The 21771-nt window shown below is 66.7% G+C and carries 16 protein-coding genes; 9 read left to right on the forward strand and 7 right to left on the reverse strand.

Annotation, left to right across the window (positions count from 1 at the left end):
- Positions 1-26 precede the first annotated feature (26 nt).
- The 3 genes from OF829_RS09125 to OF829_RS09135 all read right to left on the reverse strand — a co-directional run bounded on the left by OF829_RS09125 (position 27) and on the right by OF829_RS09135 (position 3286).
- Positions 27-1301, reverse strand: a complete 1275-nt coding sequence (locus OF829_RS09125; RefSeq protein ID WP_264939702.1) for a nitrate/nitrite transporter — start codon at positions 1299-1301, stop codon at positions 27-29.
- Between the two features lie 201 nt (positions 1302-1502).
- Positions 1503-2708, reverse strand: coding sequence for a CmpA/NrtA family ABC transporter substrate-binding protein (locus OF829_RS09130; RefSeq protein WP_264939703.1), 1206 nt, complete (start codon positions 2706-2708; stop codon positions 1503-1505).
- The gene (locus OF829_RS09135; protein ID WP_264939704.1) at positions 2705-3286 is read right to left on the reverse strand and encodes an ANTAR domain-containing response regulator; all 582 of its coding nucleotides are present in this window, start codon (positions 3284-3286) and stop codon (positions 2705-2707) included. Before OF829_RS09135 ends, OF829_RS09130 begins: the two co-directional genes overlap by 4 nt.
- 93 nt (positions 3287-3379) lie before the next feature.
- On the opposite strand from OF829_RS09135, the gene OF829_RS09140 reads away from it, so the two are divergent.
- The 4 genes from OF829_RS09140 (at position 3380) to OF829_RS09155 (ending at position 7933) form a co-directional block, all read left to right on the forward strand.
- Positions 3380-4042, forward strand: a complete 663-nt coding sequence (locus OF829_RS09140) for a peptidylprolyl isomerase (RefSeq protein WP_264939705.1) — start codon at positions 3380-3382, stop codon at positions 4040-4042.
- A gap of 52 nt (positions 4043-4094) precedes the next feature.
- Positions 4095-7067, forward strand: coding sequence for a glycosyl hydrolase family 28-related protein (locus OF829_RS09145; protein WP_264940175.1), 2973 nt, complete (start codon positions 4095-4097; stop codon positions 7065-7067).
- Between the two features lie 93 nt (positions 7068-7160).
- Positions 7161-7541: an acyl-CoA thioesterase gene (locus tag OF829_RS09150; protein WP_264939706.1), complete on the forward strand. Its 381-nt coding sequence runs from the start codon at positions 7161-7163 to the stop codon at positions 7539-7541.
- 86 nt (positions 7542-7627) lie between these two features.
- Positions 7628-7933, forward strand: a complete 306-nt coding sequence (locus OF829_RS09155; protein WP_264939707.1) for an ArsR/SmtB family transcription factor — start codon at positions 7628-7630, stop codon at positions 7931-7933.
- Positions 7934-7975: 42 nt separating this feature from the next.
- On the opposite strand, the gene OF829_RS09160 is transcribed toward OF829_RS09155, so the two are convergent.
- The 4 genes from OF829_RS09160 to OF829_RS09175 form a co-directional block, all read right to left on the reverse strand.
- The gene (locus tag OF829_RS09160) at positions 7976-8989 is read right to left on the reverse strand and encodes an AAA family ATPase (protein WP_264939708.1); all 1014 of its coding nucleotides are present in this window, start codon (positions 8987-8989) and stop codon (positions 7976-7978) included.
- 82 nt (positions 8990-9071) lie between these two features.
- Positions 9072-10097 (reverse strand): cupin-like domain-containing protein, encoded by a 1026-nt coding sequence (locus OF829_RS09165; RefSeq protein WP_264939709.1) that lies wholly within the window; start codon positions 10095-10097, stop codon positions 9072-9074.
- A gap of 1 nt (position 10098) precedes the next feature.
- Complete coding sequence (locus OF829_RS09170; protein ID WP_264939710.1) at positions 10099-10536, reverse strand: hypothetical protein; 438 nt, start codon at positions 10534-10536, stop codon at positions 10099-10101.
- A gap of 208 nt (positions 10537-10744) precedes the next feature.
- Positions 10745-14077: a TonB-dependent receptor gene (locus OF829_RS09175; RefSeq protein WP_264939711.1), complete on the reverse strand. Its 3333-nt coding sequence runs from the start codon at positions 14075-14077 to the stop codon at positions 10745-10747.
- A gap of 469 nt (positions 14078-14546) precedes the next feature.
- On the opposite strand from OF829_RS09175, the gene OF829_RS09180 reads away from it, so the two are divergent.
- The 5 genes from OF829_RS09180 to OF829_RS09200 are packed head-to-tail and all read left to right on the forward strand — an operon-like array spanning position 14547 to position 21640.
- On the forward strand, positions 14547-16064 hold the full coding sequence (locus tag OF829_RS09180) for a tryptophan halogenase family protein (RefSeq protein ID WP_264939712.1): 1518 nt from the start codon (positions 14547-14549) through the stop codon (positions 16062-16064).
- Positions 16061-17533, forward strand: a complete 1473-nt coding sequence (locus tag OF829_RS09185) for a tryptophan halogenase family protein (protein WP_264939713.1) — start codon at positions 16061-16063, stop codon at positions 17531-17533. Before OF829_RS09180 ends, OF829_RS09185 begins: the two co-directional genes overlap by 4 nt.
- On the forward strand, positions 17530-19095 hold the full coding sequence (locus tag OF829_RS09190; protein ID WP_264939714.1) for a tryptophan halogenase family protein: 1566 nt from the start codon (positions 17530-17532) through the stop codon (positions 19093-19095). The genes OF829_RS09185 and OF829_RS09190 overlap by 4 nt, the downstream gene beginning before the upstream one ends.
- A complete protein-coding gene (locus OF829_RS09195; RefSeq protein WP_264939715.1) occupies positions 19092-20627 on the forward strand; it encodes a tryptophan halogenase family protein in 1536 nt (511 codons plus the stop codon). Before OF829_RS09190 ends, OF829_RS09195 begins: the two co-directional genes overlap by 4 nt.
- Positions 20624-21640 carry a cupin-like domain-containing protein gene (locus OF829_RS09200; RefSeq protein ID WP_264939716.1) on the forward strand — a complete coding sequence of 339 codons (1017 nt, stop codon included), beginning with the start codon at positions 20624-20626 and terminating at the stop codon, positions 21638-21640. The genes OF829_RS09195 and OF829_RS09200 overlap by 4 nt, the downstream gene beginning before the upstream one ends.
- Positions 21641-21771 lie beyond the last annotated feature (131 nt).

A 21771-nucleotide genomic window follows, 5' to 3' on the forward strand; every position in this document is an offset into this window, starting at 1 on the left:
CCCGAAGGACGGAGGTAGTTTTCCATTCAGATCCGGACGCCGTTCGCGGCAGCTTCCCACCGCGTGCGCCACTTGCCCTTGACCAGCGTCAACCCCGCGAGCGCCGTGAGGGCGAGCGCCGCGAACACCAGGAAGCCGGTCTGGTACGTCCCCGTTAGCTGCTTCGAAAAGCCGAGGGAAGAGGCGAGATAGAAGCCGCCCACGCCCCCCGCCATGCCGACGAGTCCCGTCATGATACCGATCTCCTTGCCGAAGCGCTGCGGCACCAGCTGGAACACCGCGCCATTGCCCGCGCCCAGCGCCAGCATCGCAACCACGAACAGCCCGAGCGCGCTCGAAACGGTGGGCGCGCCGCTCACTCCGGCGAGCGCCAGCGCCGCGACGACGAACACCGCGCTCAGCGTCTTCACCCCGCCGATCGCGTCGGCGAGCCCGCCGCCCATCGGCCGCACCAGCGATCCCGCGAACACGCAGGCCGCGGTGCAATAGCCCGCGGTGATCGTGGTCAGCCCGAACCGGTCGGTGAAATAGATGGTGAGCGAGGCCGCGAGCCCGACGAACCCGCCAAAGGTCACGCTGTAGAACGCCATGAACCACCAGGCATCAGCCTGTTTGAGCGGCTCGAAATAGTCGATCAGCCGCTTCGGCGCCGGAGCGTTCGGCGCGTCCTTGGCCATGATCATGTAGAGCACGAACACGATCGTCAGCGGAATGCAGGCGAGCCCGAGCACTGCGTTCCACCCGAACAGCTTGGCGAGCGTCGGCGCGAACAGGGCGGCGAGCACGGTGCCCGAATTGCCCATCCCTGCGAGCCCCATCGCCTTGCCCTGATGCTCGGGCGGATACCAGCGGCTGGCGAGCGGCAGCGCGATCGCGAAGCTCGCCCCGGCAAAGCCGAGGATCACGCCCAGCGCCAGCGTGCCGCCGAAGCTGTTGACCCCCATGATCCAGGCGAAGAGCAGCCCGGCGATCACGATGAGCTGGCTGATCGCGCCCGAGCGCTTGGGCCCGATCCGGTCGACCAGCAGCCCGTTGACCACGCGCAGGATCGCGCCGGCCAGCGTCGGCGTGGCGACCATCAGTCCCTTTTCGGCGGGCGTCAGGTGCAGTGTCTTGGCGATTTCGGGCGCGAGCGGCCCCAGCAGCACCCAGACCATGAAGGCGAGATCGAAATAGAGAAATGCCGCAATCAGCGTCGGCGTGTGTCCGCTGCTCCAGAATGCCGATTTGGTCTGGGGCGCGGAATTCGCCCCGCCATCGCTGAGCCCATAGCTCTCCGCCGCCAATTCCCCGATCTTCATCGCCACGCTCCCCATGCCGCCCAGGCACGAAAAAAGCCGCCTCCGGCCCCCCGCGCAGATGCGGTGGCCGGACAGCGGCTTTGCTGTTGGTTGAAGGAAGCGCCGCCGGCTCTGGCCGCGTTTCCCGCTCGCGCCGCCCGATTCTTCAGGCGACTCGTATAGGCTGACGCGTTCGAAGCTATTTCGCAAGTGCAAAATTTTTCATGCACCAAGTCCCCGCAAATACGCCGAAATCGCCTCCGGATCGAAGGTTTTTCCGTCGAAGAAGCGATCCGGGGCGAGGGTCAGACTGCCCTGGTGCGTTGCAGCAGCGAGCGGGGTTCCGATCGATCCTTCGACCTTCATGCTCGCGCCCGGCATCGGCGTGGGGCCGCCGGCCAGCGCGCGCCGGTACAGGTCCGATGCGAACACCCCCGCCGCCGCGCGCTCCGCCTCGGGGCTCGCCTCGACCATCCCCCAGCGCACGAACTGCGAGTAGATCCACAGCGCCTGGCTGCGCCACGGGAAGTTGGCCGCGCCGCGATGGAAGACGAGGAAGTCGGGGATTTCGACCGGTTCCTCGCCCGGCCGAAGCGGCATCCGCCCGGCCAGCGCCTGCGCGATCAGAGGAGCGGGCTGGCCCACGAAGCGCGGCTGGGCGAGCATCTCCGCAAGCGGGGCGCGATTCGCCGGATCGTCGCACCAGGCGGCGGCCCGGTCGAGCGCGCGCACCAGCCGGTCGAGCGTGTCGGGATTCGCCGCGGCCCAATCGGCGCGGACGCCCAGCACCTTCTCGACCCCGCGCTGCCAGATGTTCACGCCTACCGCGGCGATCTCGCCCAGCCCCTCGGCGACCGCGACGCTGCTCCACGGCTCGCCCGCGATGAAGCCGTCAATCTCGCCCGCCCGCAGCGCCTCGGTCATCAGCGAGGGCGGCAGCACGCGCAACGTCACGTCGCGGTCGGGGTTCACCCCGGCATAGGCCAGCCAGTAGCGCAGCATCAGCGCATGGCTCGAGAAGCGGTGGACCGTACCGATCACCGGCTTGCGGTGATGCAGCCCGATCGCCGCCGCGAAATCATGCGCGGTCGCGATGGGATCGTCGATGCGGTTGCTTGGGCGCGGATCGAGCGCGGCGGCGAACTCCGCCGACAGCGTCAGCGCATTGCCATTGTCGTTGAGCTTGAACGGCGCGGCGATCGCGCACGGCGTCTGGCTGAGCCCCAGCGTCACCGCCACCGCCAGAGGGGCAAGCAGATGTGCCGCCTGCACCTGGCCATAGACCAGCCGGTCGCGCACCGTGGCCCAGCTCGTGTCGCGAATCAGGTTGAGGGCCAGCCCCTCCGCTTCGGCAAAGCCGAGTTCGGCCGCGACGACGAGCGGCGCGCTGTCGGTCAGCGGCAGGAAGGCGATCGAAAGCGGCGTCATTTGGGGCCCCCCAGCAATCCCGCGGCGGTGATCAGCGCCTCGGTGACATCGACGATCCGCCGCCCCTGGTTCATCGCCGTGCTGCGCAGCAGGGCGTATGCCTCGGGCTCACCCAATCCGCGGCTCTCCATCAAAATCGCCTTGGCGCGGTCGATGCTCTTGCGCTCGGCGAGTTCGGTCCGCGCCTCGTCCAGTTCGGCCTGGAGCCGTGAAAAGGCGTGGAAGCGGCGGATGGCGAGGTCGAGGATCGGCTTCACCCGGTCCTTGCGCAGCCCGTCGACGACATAGGCCGAGACCCCCGCATCGATCGCCGCGCCGATCATGGCGTCGTCGCTCTGATCGACGAACATCGCGATCGGCCGCGCCAGCACCCGGCTCACCGCGAGCATTTCCTCGAGCGAATCGCGGCTGGGGCTGCCGAGGTTCATCAGCACGACATCGGGCGCCATCCGCTCGAGTCGCGCCACGAACGCGCCCGTCGGCGGCACCACCTCGATATCGTCGAATCCGGCCTCGCGCAGACCCTCCTCCAGGATGGTCGCGCGCAGCCCGCTTTCGTCGATGATCGCTATGCGCAAACGTTCCTCGCTTTCGCAGCATAGTTTATGCTGCATCTGCGAACAGTCAAACTCTGTCTCGCACCGTCATGTCATCTCGGCTAGGCTGGGGACATGCGGCTGATCGTCCTTTTTTGTGCCACCCTGCTGCTCGCCGTGCCGGGGATCGCCGCGAACACCGGGCCTGCGCAGAATCGCGCAATGCTCGGCTATGTCCGCGTCCGGCTGGTCACGTCGGAGGGCAATATCGTCGTCGCGCTCGATGCCAAGCGCGCGCCCAAGACCACCGCGAACTTCCTCAACTATGTCGATGACGGGCGGCTCGAGGGGACGGTCTTCTATCGGGCCGCGCGCACCAAGGGCGCGGCCGGCACCGGCTTCATCCAGGGCGGGATTCGCACCGACCTGCGCCGCCGGCTGCCCCCGGTCGTGCTCGAACCAACCAGCCAGACCGGCCTGCGCCACATCGACGGCACCATCTCGCTCGCGCATGGCGACGATCCCAATTCGGGCGATGCGAACTTCTCGCTGCTCGTCGGCGGGCATCCCCAGCTCGATGCCAATGGCAAGTCGAAGGGCTTTGCCGCCTTTGGACGCGTGATCGAGGGCATGCCGGTCGTCCGCCGCATCCTCGCCATGGCGACAGGCGGCGGTTCGGGCGCGATGAAGGGGCAGATGCTGCTGCGTCCCGTGCAAATCAACCGCGCCGAACGTCTAGATGGACGGGGCCGTCCCGCGCCTGCATTCAAGCCATGGCTGATCGGCGCGCGGCGCTGAACGGGAATCGAAAACAGGAGGGGACGTGACGAGGACCTTGATCGCGGCGCTGATGCTGCTGTGCGCGTTTGCCCTTCCTGCCCGGGCCGGGACCTCGGCCTATCAGAACAAGCCCGCCGACGATCGCGCGGTCCTCGTCCAGGGCGTCGGCGACGGCAAGGCCGACGATAGCGGCGCGATCCAGTCCGCGATCGACCTGGCGGCCAAGGGCGGGCAGGGGGGAATCGTCTTCGTGCCCCAGGGCCGCTACCGGCTCACCCGCACCATCCTCGTCTGGCCCGGCGTGCGCCTGTTCGGCTACGGCAAGCGCCGCCCGGTCTTCGTCCTTGGCGACAACACGCCGGGCTTCCAGCGCGGCGTCGGCACGATGTTCATCTTCACCGGCGGCGATCAATATGCCGTGGGCGACATCCCCGTCCCCGTGGTCAGCGAGGTGCCTTTCACCGGCAAGGTGCGCGACGCCAATTCGGCGACCTTCTACTCGGCGATGTCGAATGTCGATTTCGAGATCGGCGAGGGCAATCCGGCCGCCGCCGCGGTCCGCATCCGCACCGCGCAGCACAGCTTCCTGACGCATATCGATTTCAACATCGGGTCGGGCCTCGCGGGCATCTATCAGGCGGGCAATGTTGGCTATGATCTGCGCTTCATCGGCGGGCGCTACGGCATCCTCGCCGAAAAGACTTCGCCGGCGTGGCAATATACGTTGCTCGATTCGGTGTTCGAGGGGCAGCGCGACGCGGCGATTCGTGAGCATGAGATGCAGCTCACCCTCGCCAACGTCACGATCCGCAACACGCCCACGGGCATCGAGATCGACAAGGGCTATAGCGACCAGCTCTATGGCAAGGACGTCCGGTTCGAGAATGTCTCGGGCAGCGCGGTGCTGATCAGCAACGAGGGCAATGTCTTCACCCAGGTGAGTTTCGACAACGCGCTCGCGGCCAACACCCCGGTGTTCGCGCGCTACCGCGAAAGCGGCAAGACCGTCGCTGCGGCGGGGCCCAAATATCAGGTCAGGGAATTCACCTACGGCCTGACGCTTCCCGGCCTGGGATCGATGGGCAGCTTCGATCAGCGCGCCGATATCGTGCCGCTCAAGGACCTGCCCAAACCGCGCGCCGCCGCGATCAAGCCGCTCCCGCCCATGTCGCTATGGACCAACGTCAAGAGCCTGGGCGTCAAGGGCGACGACCAGACCGACGATACCGCCGCGATCCAGAAAGCGATCGACACCTATCGCGTCCTCTATTTCCCGATGGGCCGCTACCTGATCACCGGCACGCTCAAGCTGCGCCCGGAAACCGTGCTGATCGGGCTCCATCCGAACCTGACCCAGCTGATCATTCCCGAGGATACGCCCGGCTATCGCGGCATCGGCGCGCCCAAGCCGCTGATCGAAAGCGCCAGCGGCGGTGCTGCGATGCTCTACGCGATCGGGCTCAACACCGGCATCATCAATCCGCGTGCGACCGCTTTGATGTGGAAGGCGGGCGCGGCCTCGCAGGTCGACGACGTCCGCATCCATGGCGGCGCGGGCACCACGCGCGCGGGCGGCCAGCGCATCGACTTCAACGATCCGCGCAACCGCTGGGACGGGCAATATCCGAGCGTGATGGTGATCGACGGCGGCGGCGGCACCTTCAACTCGGTATGGACGCCCAACACCTTTGCCCAGGCGGGCCTGTTCGTCTCGAACACCAAGACGCCGGCCACCGTCTACGAGCTCTCGGCCGAGCATCATGTCCGCCACGAGGTCGTGCTCGACGGGGTCGAGAATTGGGAGTTCCTCGCCCCGCAGACCGAGCAGGAGCAGCGCGACGGCTGGGACACGGTGGCGCTCGAGATCCGCAACTCGCGCAATATCCGCATCGCCAACTATCACGGCTATCGCGTCACCCGATCGCAGAAACCGGCCCCCGCGGCGGTGCGGCTCTACAATTCGGGCGATATCCGCTTCCGCAACCTCCATTCGAACGCCGAGAGCGGCTTCGCCTTTTGCGACGAAAATGGCTGCGGCACCTATCTGCGCGCGAGCAAGTTCGCGTTCGAGAATGCGATCCAGGACATGACGCACAAGCTCGAAGTGCGCGAGCGCGAGTTCGCGGTGCTCGACGTGCCCTTCAATCCCGTCCGGCCCGTATCGGCGAGCCTGGCCGGGGTGAAGGTCGAGCGGCTCGAAACCGGCTTCTACGCGATCTCGGGCGCGGCGGTGGACGCCAGGGGCGCGCTCCACTTCGTCGAGCGCAAGTTCCACCGCATCTATCGCTGGACGCCCGAGCGCGGCCTGGAGACGGTCCGCGACGCCCCGCTCGACCCGGTCAACCTCGCGATCGACGCCTCGGGCAACATCATGGTCCTCTCGATCGAGGGACCCGAGGCGACCGTCTATGCCTTCAAGCCCGGCACCCAGGACGGCTCGCTCACCCTGATCCCGCCCACGCCCGTGGCCGACCGCCCGAAGGCGCTCACCGCGCTCCCGGTGAATTTCTGGAACAATGGCGAGTTTCGCGACCAGTATGACGCGCGTAGCGACAGCTTCACCACCTTGCCCCAGTTGCTCGCCCGCGATCTCGCCGCGCCCAAGGCCCGAGAATATGTCTCGCCCGACGGCAGCCTCGTCCTCCCCGCCTTCCGCACGATCGCGCAGGGCGGGGCGAACTTCCTCGGCTGGCGCTGGTCGGACACGCTCGACACCTATGGCTTCGTGACCGCCAGGCAGGGCCAGCGCGTCTTCTTCACCGCGGGGGCGGAGAACACCACCTATACCGGCCAGCTCGGCCCAGCCGGCGCGCTGACCGATCTCAAGCCTTTCGCCAATCGCGGCGGCGAGAGCGTCGCGGTGGGGCCGGACGGGCAGGTCTATGTCGCGAACGGCCAGGTCTGGGTCTATGCCCCGGACGGCACGCAAAAGGGCCTGATCGAGGTGCCCGAACGCCCGCTCCAGCTGATTTTCGGCGGCGCGGACGGGCGGACGCTCTTCATCCTGACCCATCACAGCCTCTATTCGGCACGGATGCCGTAGCGTTAGGTTGCTGCGCTGCAAAATGGCGCTTGCGGGCTGCTTACAAGCGTGTCAGCAATTGGGGGCAACGCCCTCCAATGCACGGATTTTCGCATGTTTCGCCACACGATCGGCATCGCTCCGGACGACATCGATCATATGGGTCACGTCAATAATTCGGTCTATCTGCGCTGGGTTCAGGACGCGGTGGTGGAATATTGGGAGAAGATCGCGCCGGCCGACGCGGTTGCGGCGCACCTCTGGGTCGCGCTCAAGCATGAGATCACCTATCTCAAGCCGACCTTCCTCGACGATCTGGTCGTGGCGGACGTGATCGCCGAGCACATGCAGGGCGTGCGCGCCTATTTCAACACGGCGATTCGCCGCGGCGAGGAGGTGGTGGCCGAGGTGAAGAGCGTGTGGTGCTGTCTGGACAGCGTCACAAAGCGCCCGGCGCGGCTCGCCAAAGAGGTCGTGAGCCGCTTCGTTCCTTGATAATTGCACAAACGTAAGAATATTTTCGAGCTATCTCTGTAAGATAGCTGTTGTAATCGACGGGTCGATTTCATAGCTGTGCGCCCGTGAAGCACGAAATGATTGCCGAAGTCGACCGCGCGTCGCTGTTCCTCAAGGCGTTGGCGGGTCGAAGCCGACTGCTGCTGCTGTGCCATCTCTGGGATGGCGAAAAGTCCGTGGGCGAGCTCGCGCGGCTGACCGATGCGCGCGACACCGCAGTCTCGCAACAGCTCGCTTTGCTCCGCCGCCAGGGCATGGTGACCGCGCGCCGATCGGGCCAGACCATCTATTATTCGCTGTCGAGCGCGGATGCGAAGCTGATGCTCGAGACGCTCCATGGGCTGCTCTGCGCCGAGCATGAACCTGCCTGAGCCTTTCTGGATCGTGAATTCGATTGAAATACGCCAAATAGGCTAACGTCGGGCCAATGCACCCCGCGCGGCGGCGACGAGCGTCTCGATCGGCCGGTTCGCCTTCATCCGGTGCCAGCCATAGAGTTCGCCGACCGAGCGTCGCGATTGTTCGCGCACCACATCGACCCCGGCGTCCGAGGCATCGCCCGAGCGCGCCATCACCCGGCCGATCCGGTCGCGCTCGGGCGCCTCGAGCCACAGCCCGGTGAAGGGCACGCGGCGCTGCTCGGCGAGCATCTCAGCGATGTCGCGCTCGCTGCGGCGCATGAACACCGCATCGAGGACGACGCTCGTCCCGCAGGCGAGGTGATCGTCGGCCGATTCGAACAAGGCCTCCCAGGTCGCCTCGTCCATCGGCGCGGTATAGTGCGACGCGGGCAGCCGCGCTTCGGGGGGCAGCCCGGCGATCCGCTTGCGGAACACGTCGCTGCGCAGCACGCGCGCACCCGGCGCCCGCCCGATGAACGCGCCGATCTGCCGCGCCAGCGTCGATTTGCCCGATCCCGAAAGCCCGCCGATCGCCACCAGCCGCGGCGGCACCGGATCGGCGAGCGCGTGATCGTCGGCCCGCGCGGCCATCAAATGCGGCAGCAGCGCCCAGCCGGTCGCGCCTTGGGGGGCGACATCGACATAGCGGTTGGCGACGATATTGGCGGGCACGATCAGCCCGCGCTCCCACAGATCGGCGAGCAGCACCGCGAGATCGGCGAGCACGTCGATCGGCGCGCCCGATCCGCCGAAGGGCAGGGCCCCCTCCTCGGTCAGCGCGATATGCGAGAGGCGCAGATCGCCATGCCCGAGCCGCACCCGCCCCGCCGCCGCACGCGAGGCCAGCGTCCCCGCCTGGCGCTGAAGGCCCGCGATCGGCGGCGCGGAAGCCGCGGCGGGCGCCCTGGCGTGCATCGCCGCGACGGCGTCGGCGAGCGCGAGCAACAACGCCGTATCGAGATCGCGGCGCTCCACGACCTCGCTCAGCAGCGTCTCATATTCCTCGCCCGCGGCCCCGGCCGCCATCGAACCACTCCTGCCCGTCCGGGCATGCTGTTAGTCCCGGACGCGCGAATTAGCACGCCGTTCCTGAAGGAAATTTGCGCCGTCAGCGTCCGCTCAGGTGCCGCAGCAGGAACAGGCGCAGTTTCTCGCGCAGTTCCGGCGTCTGTTCGGCCAGGATGCCGCGATGTTCGGGCGCCAGATGTTCCGCCGGATCGTGCTCGGGGCGGAAGACATAATGATCGAAGAAGCTCCGCCATGCCGCCCGGCGCGGCGCGGGAAGCGCCGCGATCGCGAAGATGCCGTGGATCATCGCGTCGAACGGCGATCCCTCGTCGGCGGGGGGATCGACCCAGTAATTGACCAGCAGGTTGACCGGCGCGAGCGCCTCGACATGGTGCCACCATAGCGACGGGATATAGATCGCATCGCCGGGCTCGAGCTCGGCGCTCATCGCCGCGCCCATCGCCTCGGCGAAGCGCGGGAAGCGCTCCAGATCGGGGTCGTGGAGCGAGACCATGCTCGCCGGCTGCCCGGCCATCGTATGGTCGAGCGGGCCGACATAGAGGTTGGCGAGCTGCTCCGGCGGGAAAAGGGTGAAGCGCCGCCGTCCCGCGGCCACCACCGCGATATTGTCCGAAACGTCGAAATGGGTGGTGACGGTGGAGCGGTTGCCGATCCAGGCGCGAGGGATCGACATGCCGGGACCGAACAGGGTCATCGGATTGGCCGTATCGAACCCCGGCAGCGCCTCGGGCACCGGCGTCGCGCCGACATAGAAGCAGGGCGGGGCGGGATCCTCGGCCGAACGCAGCAGGAAGTCGAAAACCCCCGCGAGCGGCCCCTTGCGCCGCTCGAAATTGAAACCGCGCATGTCGTCGGTGTAGAAATAGCGCCCCTGCATCGCGGCGGGCCCCAGGAATGCCTCGACGGGCGTGCCGCGATCGAAGCTGGTGACGTAGCGGGCCAGTTCGGCGTCCGACGTCCGCGCCGCCGCCACCGCGGGCCAGTCGCGTGCGAGGCCGCGCATCACGACCGGGCGGTATCCCGGCTCGATCTCGGCGGCGAAGATCGCGGGCGTCACCCCGCCGCGCTCGGGCAGGGGATTCGGCGCGGGGAGCGGGGCGGTCATGCTATCTCTCTGCACGCCGGCCGCCCGCGGCGCGAGAGGGAAGGTGGGGCGGGCGCGGCGACGATCCCAGGGCGTGCTCGAGCGTCAGGATGCGGCCATGCACGGGGTGATCGGCCTCGGCAAAGCCCCGCGCACGCAGGAAGCGCTGGAGGCGCGGATTGGGATTGGCGCAGGTCAGCGCGTGGACGTTCCAGATGATCGCCGAATAATCGCGCTCGGCGGCATAGGCCGTAATGGCTTTCCACAGTGCCACCAGCACGCCTTCGCCGCCGATATGTGCGAGATTGACCTCCAGCGCGCGATCGGCGCGATTGAACTCGGCGAGGATGGTCACGGTCCCCATGCGAAAGGTGATCGGGCGCCCAAAGGCGAGCAGCGCGTCCTGCTCGCCGGGCGGAAGCGCCCTCAGCGCGGCCAGCGTCACCCCTTCGATCTCCATGCCATGGCTATGCCGCCTCCGCCGCGAGGATGCCAGCCGCGCCGGGTAGCCCCATGGAGGATTTCGGCGCAGCGGTTCCGGCCATTCTGGCTGGCGGCATCCGGGCGGTTGCACGTGCCATCTCCTCGCGCGCGGCATCGATGCGCCTCGGGCAAAAGAAAAGGGGCCCCCGTTTCCGGGGGCCCCAATCCGTTCGTCTCCTTGGAGCTTAGAAGCTGCCGCGGAGAATGAGGTGCACGCGACGGTCGTTCATGAAGTACGACCGCGGGCCCTGCAGGCCGCTCAGCGTGAACTGCTGGAGCGTCTGCGTGACTTCGTTGGTCAGGTTCACGCCCTGCACGCCGATCTTGAAGTTGTCGGTGAGCTTCAGGAACACCGTGGCGTCCAGCGTGCCCGTCGCCGCGTTGTAGATCGGATAATAGGGGAAGATCACGTCCGACGCGGTCAGCAGGAACTTCGAGCGCCAGCTGTACGCGACACGGATCGAGATCGGACCCTTTTCGTAGAAGGGCTGGATGTTGAAGTTGTGCTTCGACAGCTGCTCGAGCGGCAGGTTGCCCGGCGTACCGATCGGCGACCGGCCACCCAGGAAAAGCTGCGAGTTCGAGAGACCCGTGCTGTCGATATAGGTGTAGTTCGCGCTGAGGCCGAACCCGCTCAGGAAGCCGGGCAGGAAGTCGTACGTCTGCGAGTAGGCGACTTCGAAGCCACGGACCTTGCCGGTCTGGCCATAGTTGGCCGGGCCACGGACGAAGACGGTGTAGGTCTGTCCGTTGTTGGAGATCTGACGCTCGGAGATGTTCTGGTAGAAGAAGTTGTGAATGTTCTTCGCGAACAGGTTGAGCGTCAGCGAGCCGACCCGCGAACCGCCGAAATACCATTCGAGGCCCGCATCGAAATTGTCCGAGATGGCCGGCTTCAGGAAGGGATTACCCGCCGTCGCCGTCAGCTGGAAGTCGCTCGTGGTGCCGGCACCGCCGATGGTCAGGAAGTTGCGGATATCCTGCATCGCCGGACGAGCCATGTTACGGCCCGCCGCGAGGCGCAGGATGAGGTTATCCGTCAGCCCGAACTTCAGGTTGATGCTCGGCAGGAAGTAATCATAGGTGTTGACCGCGGTGTTCGCGAAGGTGGCACCGTTCGCGAACGACTGGAGCGCGGCATAACCCGCCGCACCCAGGAGGCAGACGCCCCGCTGCGGCTGCGGCACCTGCGGCGCCGGCAGCGGCGGGAGGACCGGATCGCAACGGCCCGAAAGGGGGCCGGCACCATCGGGATCGGTGAAGGGCAGGTTGATACCCAGCGACTGCTGCGTGGGCGCACCGATCGATCCGCCGGACGTGACGCGCGTGCTGACATAGCGGACGCCGATATTACCATCGAGCGTAACGCCGCCGAAGATCGGATCCGGGCTGCCGAAGCTGAGCATGGCATAGCCCGCCCAGTTGCTTTCGCTGACCGGCTGGATGTCGGACGGCAGGAACGGCGTACCGGTGAGAACACCCGGGCGCCCCGCCAGCGGGACCCAGCTGGTGGCGCCGCCACCGCCGAGGAGCCGCGCGCGGCCCTGGATCTGCTGGAAGAAGGCCACCGACGAGCCGTACTGGTCGATCAGGTCGCCATTGTAGAAATTGCCCACCGGCGGCGCCTTGGTCTGGCCGCGGAAGAAGTTGCCCCAGTCATGCTGGCTGTAGCCGGTGCCGAACTCGTCGAACTGGATCGCGTTGCCCGACCAGGTTTCCGAGAGCGAACCCCAGTTATAGGTGGTGTAGCGAACCTGCTGGTCACGATCGGCGTAACGCGCGCCGAACTTGATGTGCTTCAGGAAGGGCACATCGTCCAGGAAGTTGAACTGGACGTCGGCGCGGGCCGACCATTCCTGACCGGTGCTCGATTCGATGTGATCCATCGCCGAACGCCAGAAGGTGTAGCGCGGATTGCCGAAATATTCGGCGTCATTGGCAGCCGCCAGCGCCGGCGACACCGCCGAGTTCTGCGACCAGGTCGCCCACAGGCCGAGCTGCTGCGGCTTGTGCGGGGTGATGACCGGATAGTTGCCGCGCAGATCGAGCTCCTGGTCGGCGTAATTCGAGCCGGTGACCGAGAAGTCGAGCTGATCGCGCTTCGCCCAGATGTGCTGGCCGTCGAAGTTGAACGCCCAGCGCTCGTTCGGCGTGAACTTCAGGTTCCAGCCCAGGTCGTTGACGATGTTGGTCTCGTCGACCATGCGGCGGGTCAGCGTGTTCTCCATGCCGCCGCCGGGCACCTTGTCGCCCACATCGGCGTTGGCGTTGGTGTAGATGTTGCCGCGCCAGCCGCCCACGGGCAGCGTGATGTAGCCATTCTCGAAGATGTTGCTCGAGTCATACTGATAGTTGGTGAAGCCGGTCGGGCACTCGGCGCGCGGCACCGAGCCGGGGGCGGCGGTGTTCGGACGGCAGCCCTTCGGATAGGTGTTGTACTCCGAAAGGTCCGAGCCGGCCTCGAAGGTCCACTCGCCCCATTCGGTGGTCGCGTGCGAGCGCAGGAACGAGGCGCTGAACACCGCGCGGCGATCGAGGCTTTCCCACTGGAACGCAGCGGCATAGCCGCGGCGGGTGCGGTCATATTCCTGGCTGCGGAACTGGCCGCCCAGCGGCGCATAGACCAGCGGCAGATAGTCGGCAAAGCCGTTCGCGCCCGCAGGCGCAGGGCCATAGCAGGGGTCACCCGGATTGGTGCCCGCCACGTTCGGCGGGAAGCCAACCGTGTCGGTGCTGCCCGGCAGCGCGTTGCGGCAAACCAGCGTGTTCGAGGTGTTCGACTGGACCGCATATTTGCCGTCCCGGGTCTGGAAGTTCGAGACCTGGACGCCGTCGGCGCGGCTGAACAGCTTCGAATAGGAGATCGCGCCGAGGATGCCGATCCGGCCGATGCCGGTATCCCAGGTGTCGCTGGCGACGACCGAGACGACCGGGCTCCACTTCTGGCGCATGTCGGTATAGACGGCCTCGGCCGAGAAGCCGAGGAAGAAGCCCTTGCGGTCGAACGGCTTGCGCAGGTTCATGTTGACGGTGCCCGAGAGGCCGCCCTCAACCAGTTCCGCCGTCGAGTTCTTGTAGACCTCGACCGAGCCGAGCATGTCGGCGGGCACGTCCTGGAAGCCGATCGACTGGCCATAGACGCCCGGCGCGAACACGTCGCGGCCGTTGAATTCCGAGCGGACGAAGGTGAGGCCGCGGACGACGACGCCCGAGCCTTCCGCCGAGAAGTGGTCAGGGTCGTTCGAACCGGCGAAGCGGTTCATCGCGACACCAGGAACGCGCTGCAGCGCTTCCGTCACCGAACGGTCGGGGAGGGCACCGATGTCCGAGGCGGTGATCGCGTCAACAACCGTATCGGAGTTGCGCTTGATGTTCTGCGAATTGGTCAGCGACGCGCGGATGCCGGTGACGGTGATCGTCGGCTCTTCCTGCTTGTCGTCCTGCGCAAACGCCGGCGATGCGGCGGCCATCACGCCGAGCGCGAGCACCGAGGCACCCGAGCGGAGCGCGCGACCCATCCCGCCCTGACGCGCAGATTCACTACCGATCCGAATCATTGAAGCTTCCTCCCCATTTGAAGCGTATTCTGACAACGCTGACAGCACTGAGTGCTATTTTCGTTATGTTAGCGGTATCGGAATGTGGGACGGACTGCAAGGTCCTGCGGGGGAGGCGCCGGAGAGGTGCTGTAATTAACCTGTCATATGTGGCATCCGCGCAACGCTGCCGGCCCGGGAATGGCAGAAAACCGTGGTTAACGAGGCATGTGCCGTCATTTTGGACCAATGCGGATCAGGGATTTTGCGGGGTCTTCGTCTCGCCGTGGGACGCGTGCACGGCGAAGGGGGTGACAGCGCTGACAAAAATGGGTCGCGCCATATTGGCTATATTGTCCGTGCGCGCGCAGCAGGCGCCGAATCGGGTTTGACTTGGCCGCCGCGCGCGCCCTAACCCCGCGGGATAGCTAGGGGAGGCAACGGGGATCGGATGAAGGCCGGCTCTGTACAGCGTGTCGTGATTGTGGGCGGGGGCACCGCCGGATGGATGACGGCTGCGGCGCTGGTGAAGCTGCTGCCGCACCGCGTCGATGTCCGCCTGGTCGAATCGGAAGCGATCGGGATCGTCGGGGTGGGCGAGGCGACGCTGCCGCATATCCGCGCCTTCAACGAGCGGCTGGGCATCCGCGAGGCCGAGTTCATGGCCGCCACCCGCGCGACCTTCAAGCTGGGGATCGAGTTCAACGATTGGGGCGCGATCGGCGACTCCTATATCCACCCGTTCGGCACCTTCGGTCTCGGCGGCGGTGCGGTCGACTTCCACCAATATTGGCTGCGGCTGAAGCAGGCGGGCGTGCCGGTGCCCGAACTCGACGAGCTGTCGATGGGCGTGCAGGTCGCGCGCCAGGCGCGCTTCGCCTTGCCCTCGACCGATCCGACCTCGCTCGCCTCGACCTTCGGCTATGCCTATCAGTTCGACGCGACGCTCTATGCTCCCTTCATGCGCAAGGTCGCCGAGGAGGCCGGCGCAGTGCGGACCGAGGGCCGGGTGGTCGGCGTCAACCAGCATCCCGAAAGCGGCGACATCGTCTCGCTGACGATGGAGAGCGGCGAGGTGATCGAGGGCGATCTGTTCGTCGATTGCTCGGGCTTCGTCTCGCTGCTGCTCGGCAAGACGCTGGGCGAGCCGTTCGAGGACTGGTCGCACTGGCTGCCCAACGATCGCGCGGTGGCGATGCCCTGCAAGACCGCGACGGCGCTGACGCCGCTCACCACCGTCACCGCGATGCCCGCAGGCTGGCGCTGGCGCATCCCGCTCCAGCACCGCACCGGCAATGGCTATGTCTTCTCGACCCGCTTCATCAGCGAGGACGAAGCCGCGGCGGCCTTGGTCGCGGCGGTCGAGGGCGAGAAGATGGCCGATCCCCGGCTGCTCAAGTTCATCGCCGGGCGGCGGCGCAGGAGCTGGGTCAAGAATGTCGTCTCGGTGGGGCTCGCCTCGGGATTCCTCGAGCCGCTGGAATCGACCAGCATTTACCTCACCCAGATCGGCATCACCGCGCTGATCGAGCTGTTCCCGGAAAAGGCGATCGCCGATATCGACCGCGACGAGTTCAACCGGCTGGTCGATCTCGAATATGACCGCATCCGCGACTTCCTGATCCTGCATTATCACGCGACCCGGCGGAACGACACGCCCTATTGGGACTATGTCCGCACGATGAGCATCCCCGAAAGCCTTGCGGACAAGCTCGAGCTGTTCCGCAAGCGGGGCAGGGTCGTGAAATATCGCGAGGGCGTGTTCCTCGATGCGAGCTGGATCGCGGTCTATCTGGGGCAGGGGGTGATCCCCGAGGGTCATGACCTGCGCGCCGACGCGCCGCCGCTCGATCAGGTCGCGAAGGGCATGGAGCAGATGAAGGCCCAGATCCGCACCGAGATCGCGGGGATGCAGGGCCATCGCGACTATCTCGAGCGCTATTGCCCGATGCCGGCGGAGGCGATGTGACCGAGGATCGCCGCATCTCCCGGATCGTCGTCGCGGGCAGCGGCCTTGTCGGGCTGACCGCCGCGGCGATGCTCAAGCGCAAGATCCCGGGCGCCACCGTGACCCTGGTGGGCGCCGCGCCCGCCGATGCGCTGTCCGAACGGCTCCATGCCACCTTGCCCTCGATCGTCGGCCTCCATGTCGATCTGGGGATCGAGGAGGCGCAGGTGATGATGGGCACCGGCGCCGCCTTCCGGCTCGGCACGCTGTTCGAGGGCTGGAACGGCAAGCGTCCCGGCTATGTCCATGCCTATGGCGAGGTCGGCCGCACGATCGGGATCGCGCAGTTCCACCAGCATTGGGTGCGCCAGGCGCAAAAGGGCAAGCCCGCGCCCTATGACAGCTATTCGCCCGCCGCGATGATGGCGCGGGGGAGCCGCTTCGTGCATCCGCAGGACGACCCGAATTCGCCGCTCTCGGGCTTCGAATATGGCCTCATCGTCGATCCGCGCGGCCATGTCGCGATGATGCGCGCCTTTGCGCAGCATGTCGGGGTGGTCGAGCGGCCGGTGGGGATCGCCGATGTCCGGCTCGCGGCCGACACCGGCTATGTCGAGAGCCTGCTGCTCGACGACGGCTCCAGCATCGGCGGGCATCTGTTCGTCGATTGCACCGGCCCGGCCGCGACGATCCGCTCGAAGCTCGACGACCGGTTCGAGGATTGGAGCGCCTGGCTCCCCTGCGACCGCGCGATCTTCGCCGAGGGGCCGGGCGCCGCCGATCCGCCGACGCTCGACACCGCCACCGCGCACGCCGCGGGCTGGGCGTGGCAGTGCCAGTCGCGCGCTTCGGGCTCGCGGGGGCTGGTCTACAGCTCGGCGCATCTCTCCGATGCGGAAGCGGGGGCGATGCTCCCCGGCACGAGCGTCGCCTTCCGCTCGGGCCGCCGCTCGCAGCCCTGGTTCCGCAATTGCGTCGCGATCGGCGATGCGGCGGTGACGATCGATCCGCTCGAATGGACCAACCTCCATCTCGCGCACAGCGCGCTCGACCGGCTGATCACCAAGATGCCCGACCGCGACTGGTCGCCGGTCGAGCTGTGGGATTTCAACCGCGAATGCGCCGCCGAGGCCGAGCGTGCGCGCGATTTCGTCGCGCTCCATTATGCGGCCGCCGAGCGCAACGAGCCCTTCTGGCGCGATGCCGCCGCGGCGACGCCGCCGGACTCGCTCGCGCACACGCTCCGCCTGTTCCGCGAGCGCGGCCGGCTGCCGCTCTATGAGGAAGAGACCTTCACCCGCCACAGCTGGGCTGCGGTGCTGCTCGGCCAGGGGGTGATGCCGCGCCGGGTCGATCCGCTGATCGACCTGACCCCGCCCGACCAGTCCGACCGGGCCATGGCCCAGATGCGCGAGGGGATCGCCGCGATGATCCCCAACCTTCCCACTCAGGGCGCCTATATGCGCCAGCTTTCAGGTGCTTCCCGATGACAGAAGAGGTTTCGATCGACAGCGATCGCCGTATCCGCCGTATCGTCATCGTCGGCGGCGGCACCGCCGGCTGGATGGCGGCCGCGACGATGGCCCGCTTCATGAACAATGGCTACACGAAGACCGTGCTGATCGAGAGCGACGAGATCGGCATCGTCGGCGTGGGCGAGGCGACGATCCCGCCGATCGTCGAGTTCAACCGCATGCTCGGGCTCAACGAGAACGAGTTCCTGGCCGCGACGCAGGGGACGTTCAAGCTCGGCATCGAGTTCGTCGACTGGGGCGCGATCGGCGAGCGCTATTTCCACCCCTTCGGCCAATATGGCCACCAGATCCACGGGGTGCATTTCCACCATTTCTACCTGCGGGAGGCTGCCAAGCGGCCGATGCCCAATATCGCCGAATATTGCATGAGCGCGGTGGCGGGGCTGCAGAACAAGATGGCGCGCCCCGCCGCCAGCGCGCAGGGGCCGATCCGCGAGCTGACCTACGCCTATCACTTCGATGCGAGCCTCTACGCCAAATACCTTCGCAGCTATGCCGAGGCCGGCGGGGTGACGCGCGTCGAGGGCAAGATCACCGATGTGCTCCGGGACAATGAGACCGGTTATCTGGAGGCGGTCCGGCTCGAGAACGGCACCGAGATCCATGGCGACCTCTTCATCGATTGCTCGGGTTTCCGCGGGCTGCTGATCGAGCAGGCGCTGGGGACAGGGTACGAGAGCTGGGGCCAGTGGCTGCTCAACGACCGCGCCTACGCGGTCCCCTGCGCCAATCCCGAGGAGCTGACGCCCTATACCCGCGTCACCGCGAAGCGCGCGGGCTGGCAGTGGCGCATCCCGCTCCAGCACCGCACCGGCAACGGCATCGTCTTTTCGAGCGCGCATATGAGCGACGACGAGGCGATCGACACCTTGCTCTCGGGCCTCGACGGCGAGGCGCTCGACGAGCCGCGGCGGATCAACTTCACCCCCGGCCGCCGCAAGCTTTCGTGGAACAAGAATGTCGTCTCGATGGGCCTGTCGAGCGGCTTTATCGAGCCGCTCGAATCGACCAGCATCCATCTGATCCAGAACGCGCTCGCGATGCTGTTGCTGGTTTTCCCCGACCGCCGCTTCCTCGACGCCGAACGCGACAAGTTCAACGCGGTGATGCAGCTCAAATACGAGGACGTCCGCAACTTCATCGCGCTCCATTTCGCCGCCACCACACGCGACGATTCGGATTACTGGAATTATTGCCGCACGATGGAACTGCCGCCAGGGCTGGCCGAGGTGATCGACTTGTGGCGCGCCAAGGGGCGGACCTTCCGCGAGGGTTTCGATCTGTTCGGCGTCACCAGCTGGGTGGCGGTGCTGCTGGGGCAGGGGATCGTCCCCGACGGCTATGATCCGGTCGCCGATTCGATGGACGAGAACCGCGTGCTCGAGGCGATGGAGCAGATGCGTGCAGGCTATCGCCAGACCGCGGCGCAGATGCCCAGCCAGCGCGAATTCCTCCAGATGATCGCCAATCCGTCGCCGCCCGCGCCCGCCCCGATCGACTGGGGCACGCCGCTGTGAGGGACGACCGCATCCGGCGCGTCGTCATCGTCGGCGGCGGCACCGCCGGCTGGATGGCGGCCGCCGCGCTCTCCAAGATCATGGGCGAGATGCCCGGGCTGCGGATCGAGCTGATCGAATCCGACGCGATCGGCACCGTCGGCGTCGGCGAAGCGACGATCCCGCAGATCACCCTGTTCAACCAGATGCTGGGGATCGACGAGGACGCCTTCATCAAGGCGACCAACGGCACCTACAAGCTCGGCATCGAATTCCGCGACTGGGTGCGGATCGGGCATCGCTACGTCCATCCGTTCGGCTTCTACGGCGTCGATATGATGGGGATCGAATTCTACCATCACTGGCTCAAGGGCCGCGCGCTCGGCGACACGACCGAACTCGACCTTTATTCGATCGGCGCGGTGGCGGGGCTCAAGTCGCGGATGATGCGGCCGCGCTATGATCTGCCCAATTCGCCGGTCTCGAAGATCGCCTATGCCTACCAGTTCGACGCGGGGCTCTACGCCCGCTTCCTGCGCGGTATGGCCGAAGCCTGGGGCGTGGTCCGCACCGAGGGCAAGATCGTCGATGTCGTCCAGAATGGCGAAACCGGTTTCGTCGAGGCGGTGACGCTCGAAAGCGGCGCCCGCGTCGAGGGCGACCTGTTCATCGATTGCTCGGGCTTTCGCGGGCTGCTGATCGAGCAGACGTTGGGGGCCGGGTTCGAGGATTGGGGCAAATGGCTCCCCAACGACCGCGCGATCGCGATTCCGTGCGAGAGCAGCGCCGACGAACAGCCGCTCACCCGGTCGACCGCGCGGCCCGCGGGCTGGCAATGGCGCATCCCGCTCCAGCACCGCGTCGGCAATGGCTATGTCTATAGCTCGGCGCATATCTCGGACGACGAGGCGCTCGAGACGTTGCTCGCCAATCTGGGCGCGCCGACGCTCGCCGATCCCAATTACCTCCGCTTCCAGGCGGGGCACCGGAAAAAGGCCTGGGTCAAGAATGTCGTCGCGCTCGGGCTCGCCGGGGGGTTCCTCGAACCGCTCGAATCGACCAGCATCCACCTCGTCCAGTCGGGCATCGGCCGTCTGATGACGCTGTTCCCGACGCGCAACTTCAACCAGGCCGAGATCGACCGCTACAATGCCAAGACCGAGGAGGAATATGTCGATATCCGCGACTTCCTCGTCCTCCATTATATGGCGACCGAGCGCAACGACACGCCCTATTGGGACTATTGCCGCAACATCGATCCGCCCGCGGGCCTCGCCGAAAAGCTCGCCATGTTCCGATCGAACGGCCGCATCTTCCGCGAGCATGAGGAGTTGTTCACCGAGAGCAGCTGGCAGGCGGTGCTGATCGGGCAGGGGATCCAGGCGGGCGGCTATCACCCCAGCGCCGACCTGCTCTCCGACGAGGAGACGCTCAAGCGCCTCCGCCATATCCGCGAGGTGATCGAGAGTACCGCCGAGCAGATGCCGACCCAGCGGGAATTCTTCGTGCAGAACAACAGCAACAGTGATGTGAGTTTGAGACGCGCCTCGTGACCCAATTGCCCGACCCCAGGCCGATCCGCGAGTTCACCAACGTCGACCGGCGCATGTTCGAGGACGAGATCCGTCCGCTCCAGCAGCCCGCGATCCTGCGCGGGCTCGGCGCCGACTGGCCGTCGGTCAAGGCGGGCATGCAATCGGACGAGGCGGGGATCGATTATCTCATGTCGCTCGCCCCGCCGCGCGAGGTCACGGTGCTGATCGGCGCGCCCGAGATCGAGGGCCGCTTCTTCTACGCGCCCGATCTCAAGGGCATGAACTTCACCCGCGCCGCCGCGCCGCTCGCGGCCTTTTTCGGCCGGCTGCTGGGCGATCGCACTGCCGAGGCGCCCTTCTCGCTCGCGGTGCAGGGGGAGAATATCCCGCAGCTGCTCCCGGGCTTCGTCGAGGCGAACGACACCGGCCTGCTCGACCGGTCGGTCCAGCCGCGCATCTGGATCGGCAACACGATCCGCGTCGCGCCGCATTTCGACCTGATGGAGAATATCGGCATGGTCGTGCTCGGCAGGCGGCGCTTCACCGTCTTCCCGCCCGATCAGCTGCCCAACCTCTATATCGGCCCGATCGAGGTGACCCCCGCGGGGACGCCGGTGAGCCTGGTCGATCTCGCGCATCCCGATCTTGAGCGTTTCCCGCTCTACGCCGAGGCCGCGAAGCATGCCCAGTCGGCGGTGCTGGAGCCTGGCGACGCCATCTATCTGCCCTTTCACTGGTGGCACGCGGTGGACTCGCTCGAAAAGGTCAACGCCTTCGTCAATTACTGGTGGAACCCCGCCCAGGCGGGCCTTGGCCGCCCCTATGACGCGCTGATGCACGCGCTCTGGGCCTTTCGCGGCATCCCCGACGAGCAGCGCGAGGTCTGGCGGATGGTGTTCGACAACTTCGTCTTCTCGGCCGATCCGGTGCCGCATCTGGAGGGCGACACCAAGGGTGTGCTCGGCCCGCCGACCCCGGAGATGCTTGCCCGGATGAAGGCGACGCTCAAGCAGATCGTGGCGGGGCTCTAAATCCTCCCCCGCCAGGGGGAGGTGTCAGCGAAGCTGACGGAGGGGGAGGGCGGCGGCCACGTCTGTTTCGTGTCCTCGCCCTCCGTCGCGCTGCGCGCGCCACCTCCACCTGGCGGGGGAGGATTATCCAA

It is taken from the genome of Sphingomonas caeni (genome assembly GCF_026013415.1).
GTDB classification, from domain to species: domain Bacteria; phylum Pseudomonadota; class Alphaproteobacteria; order Sphingomonadales; family Sphingomonadaceae; genus Sphingomonas; species Sphingomonas caeni.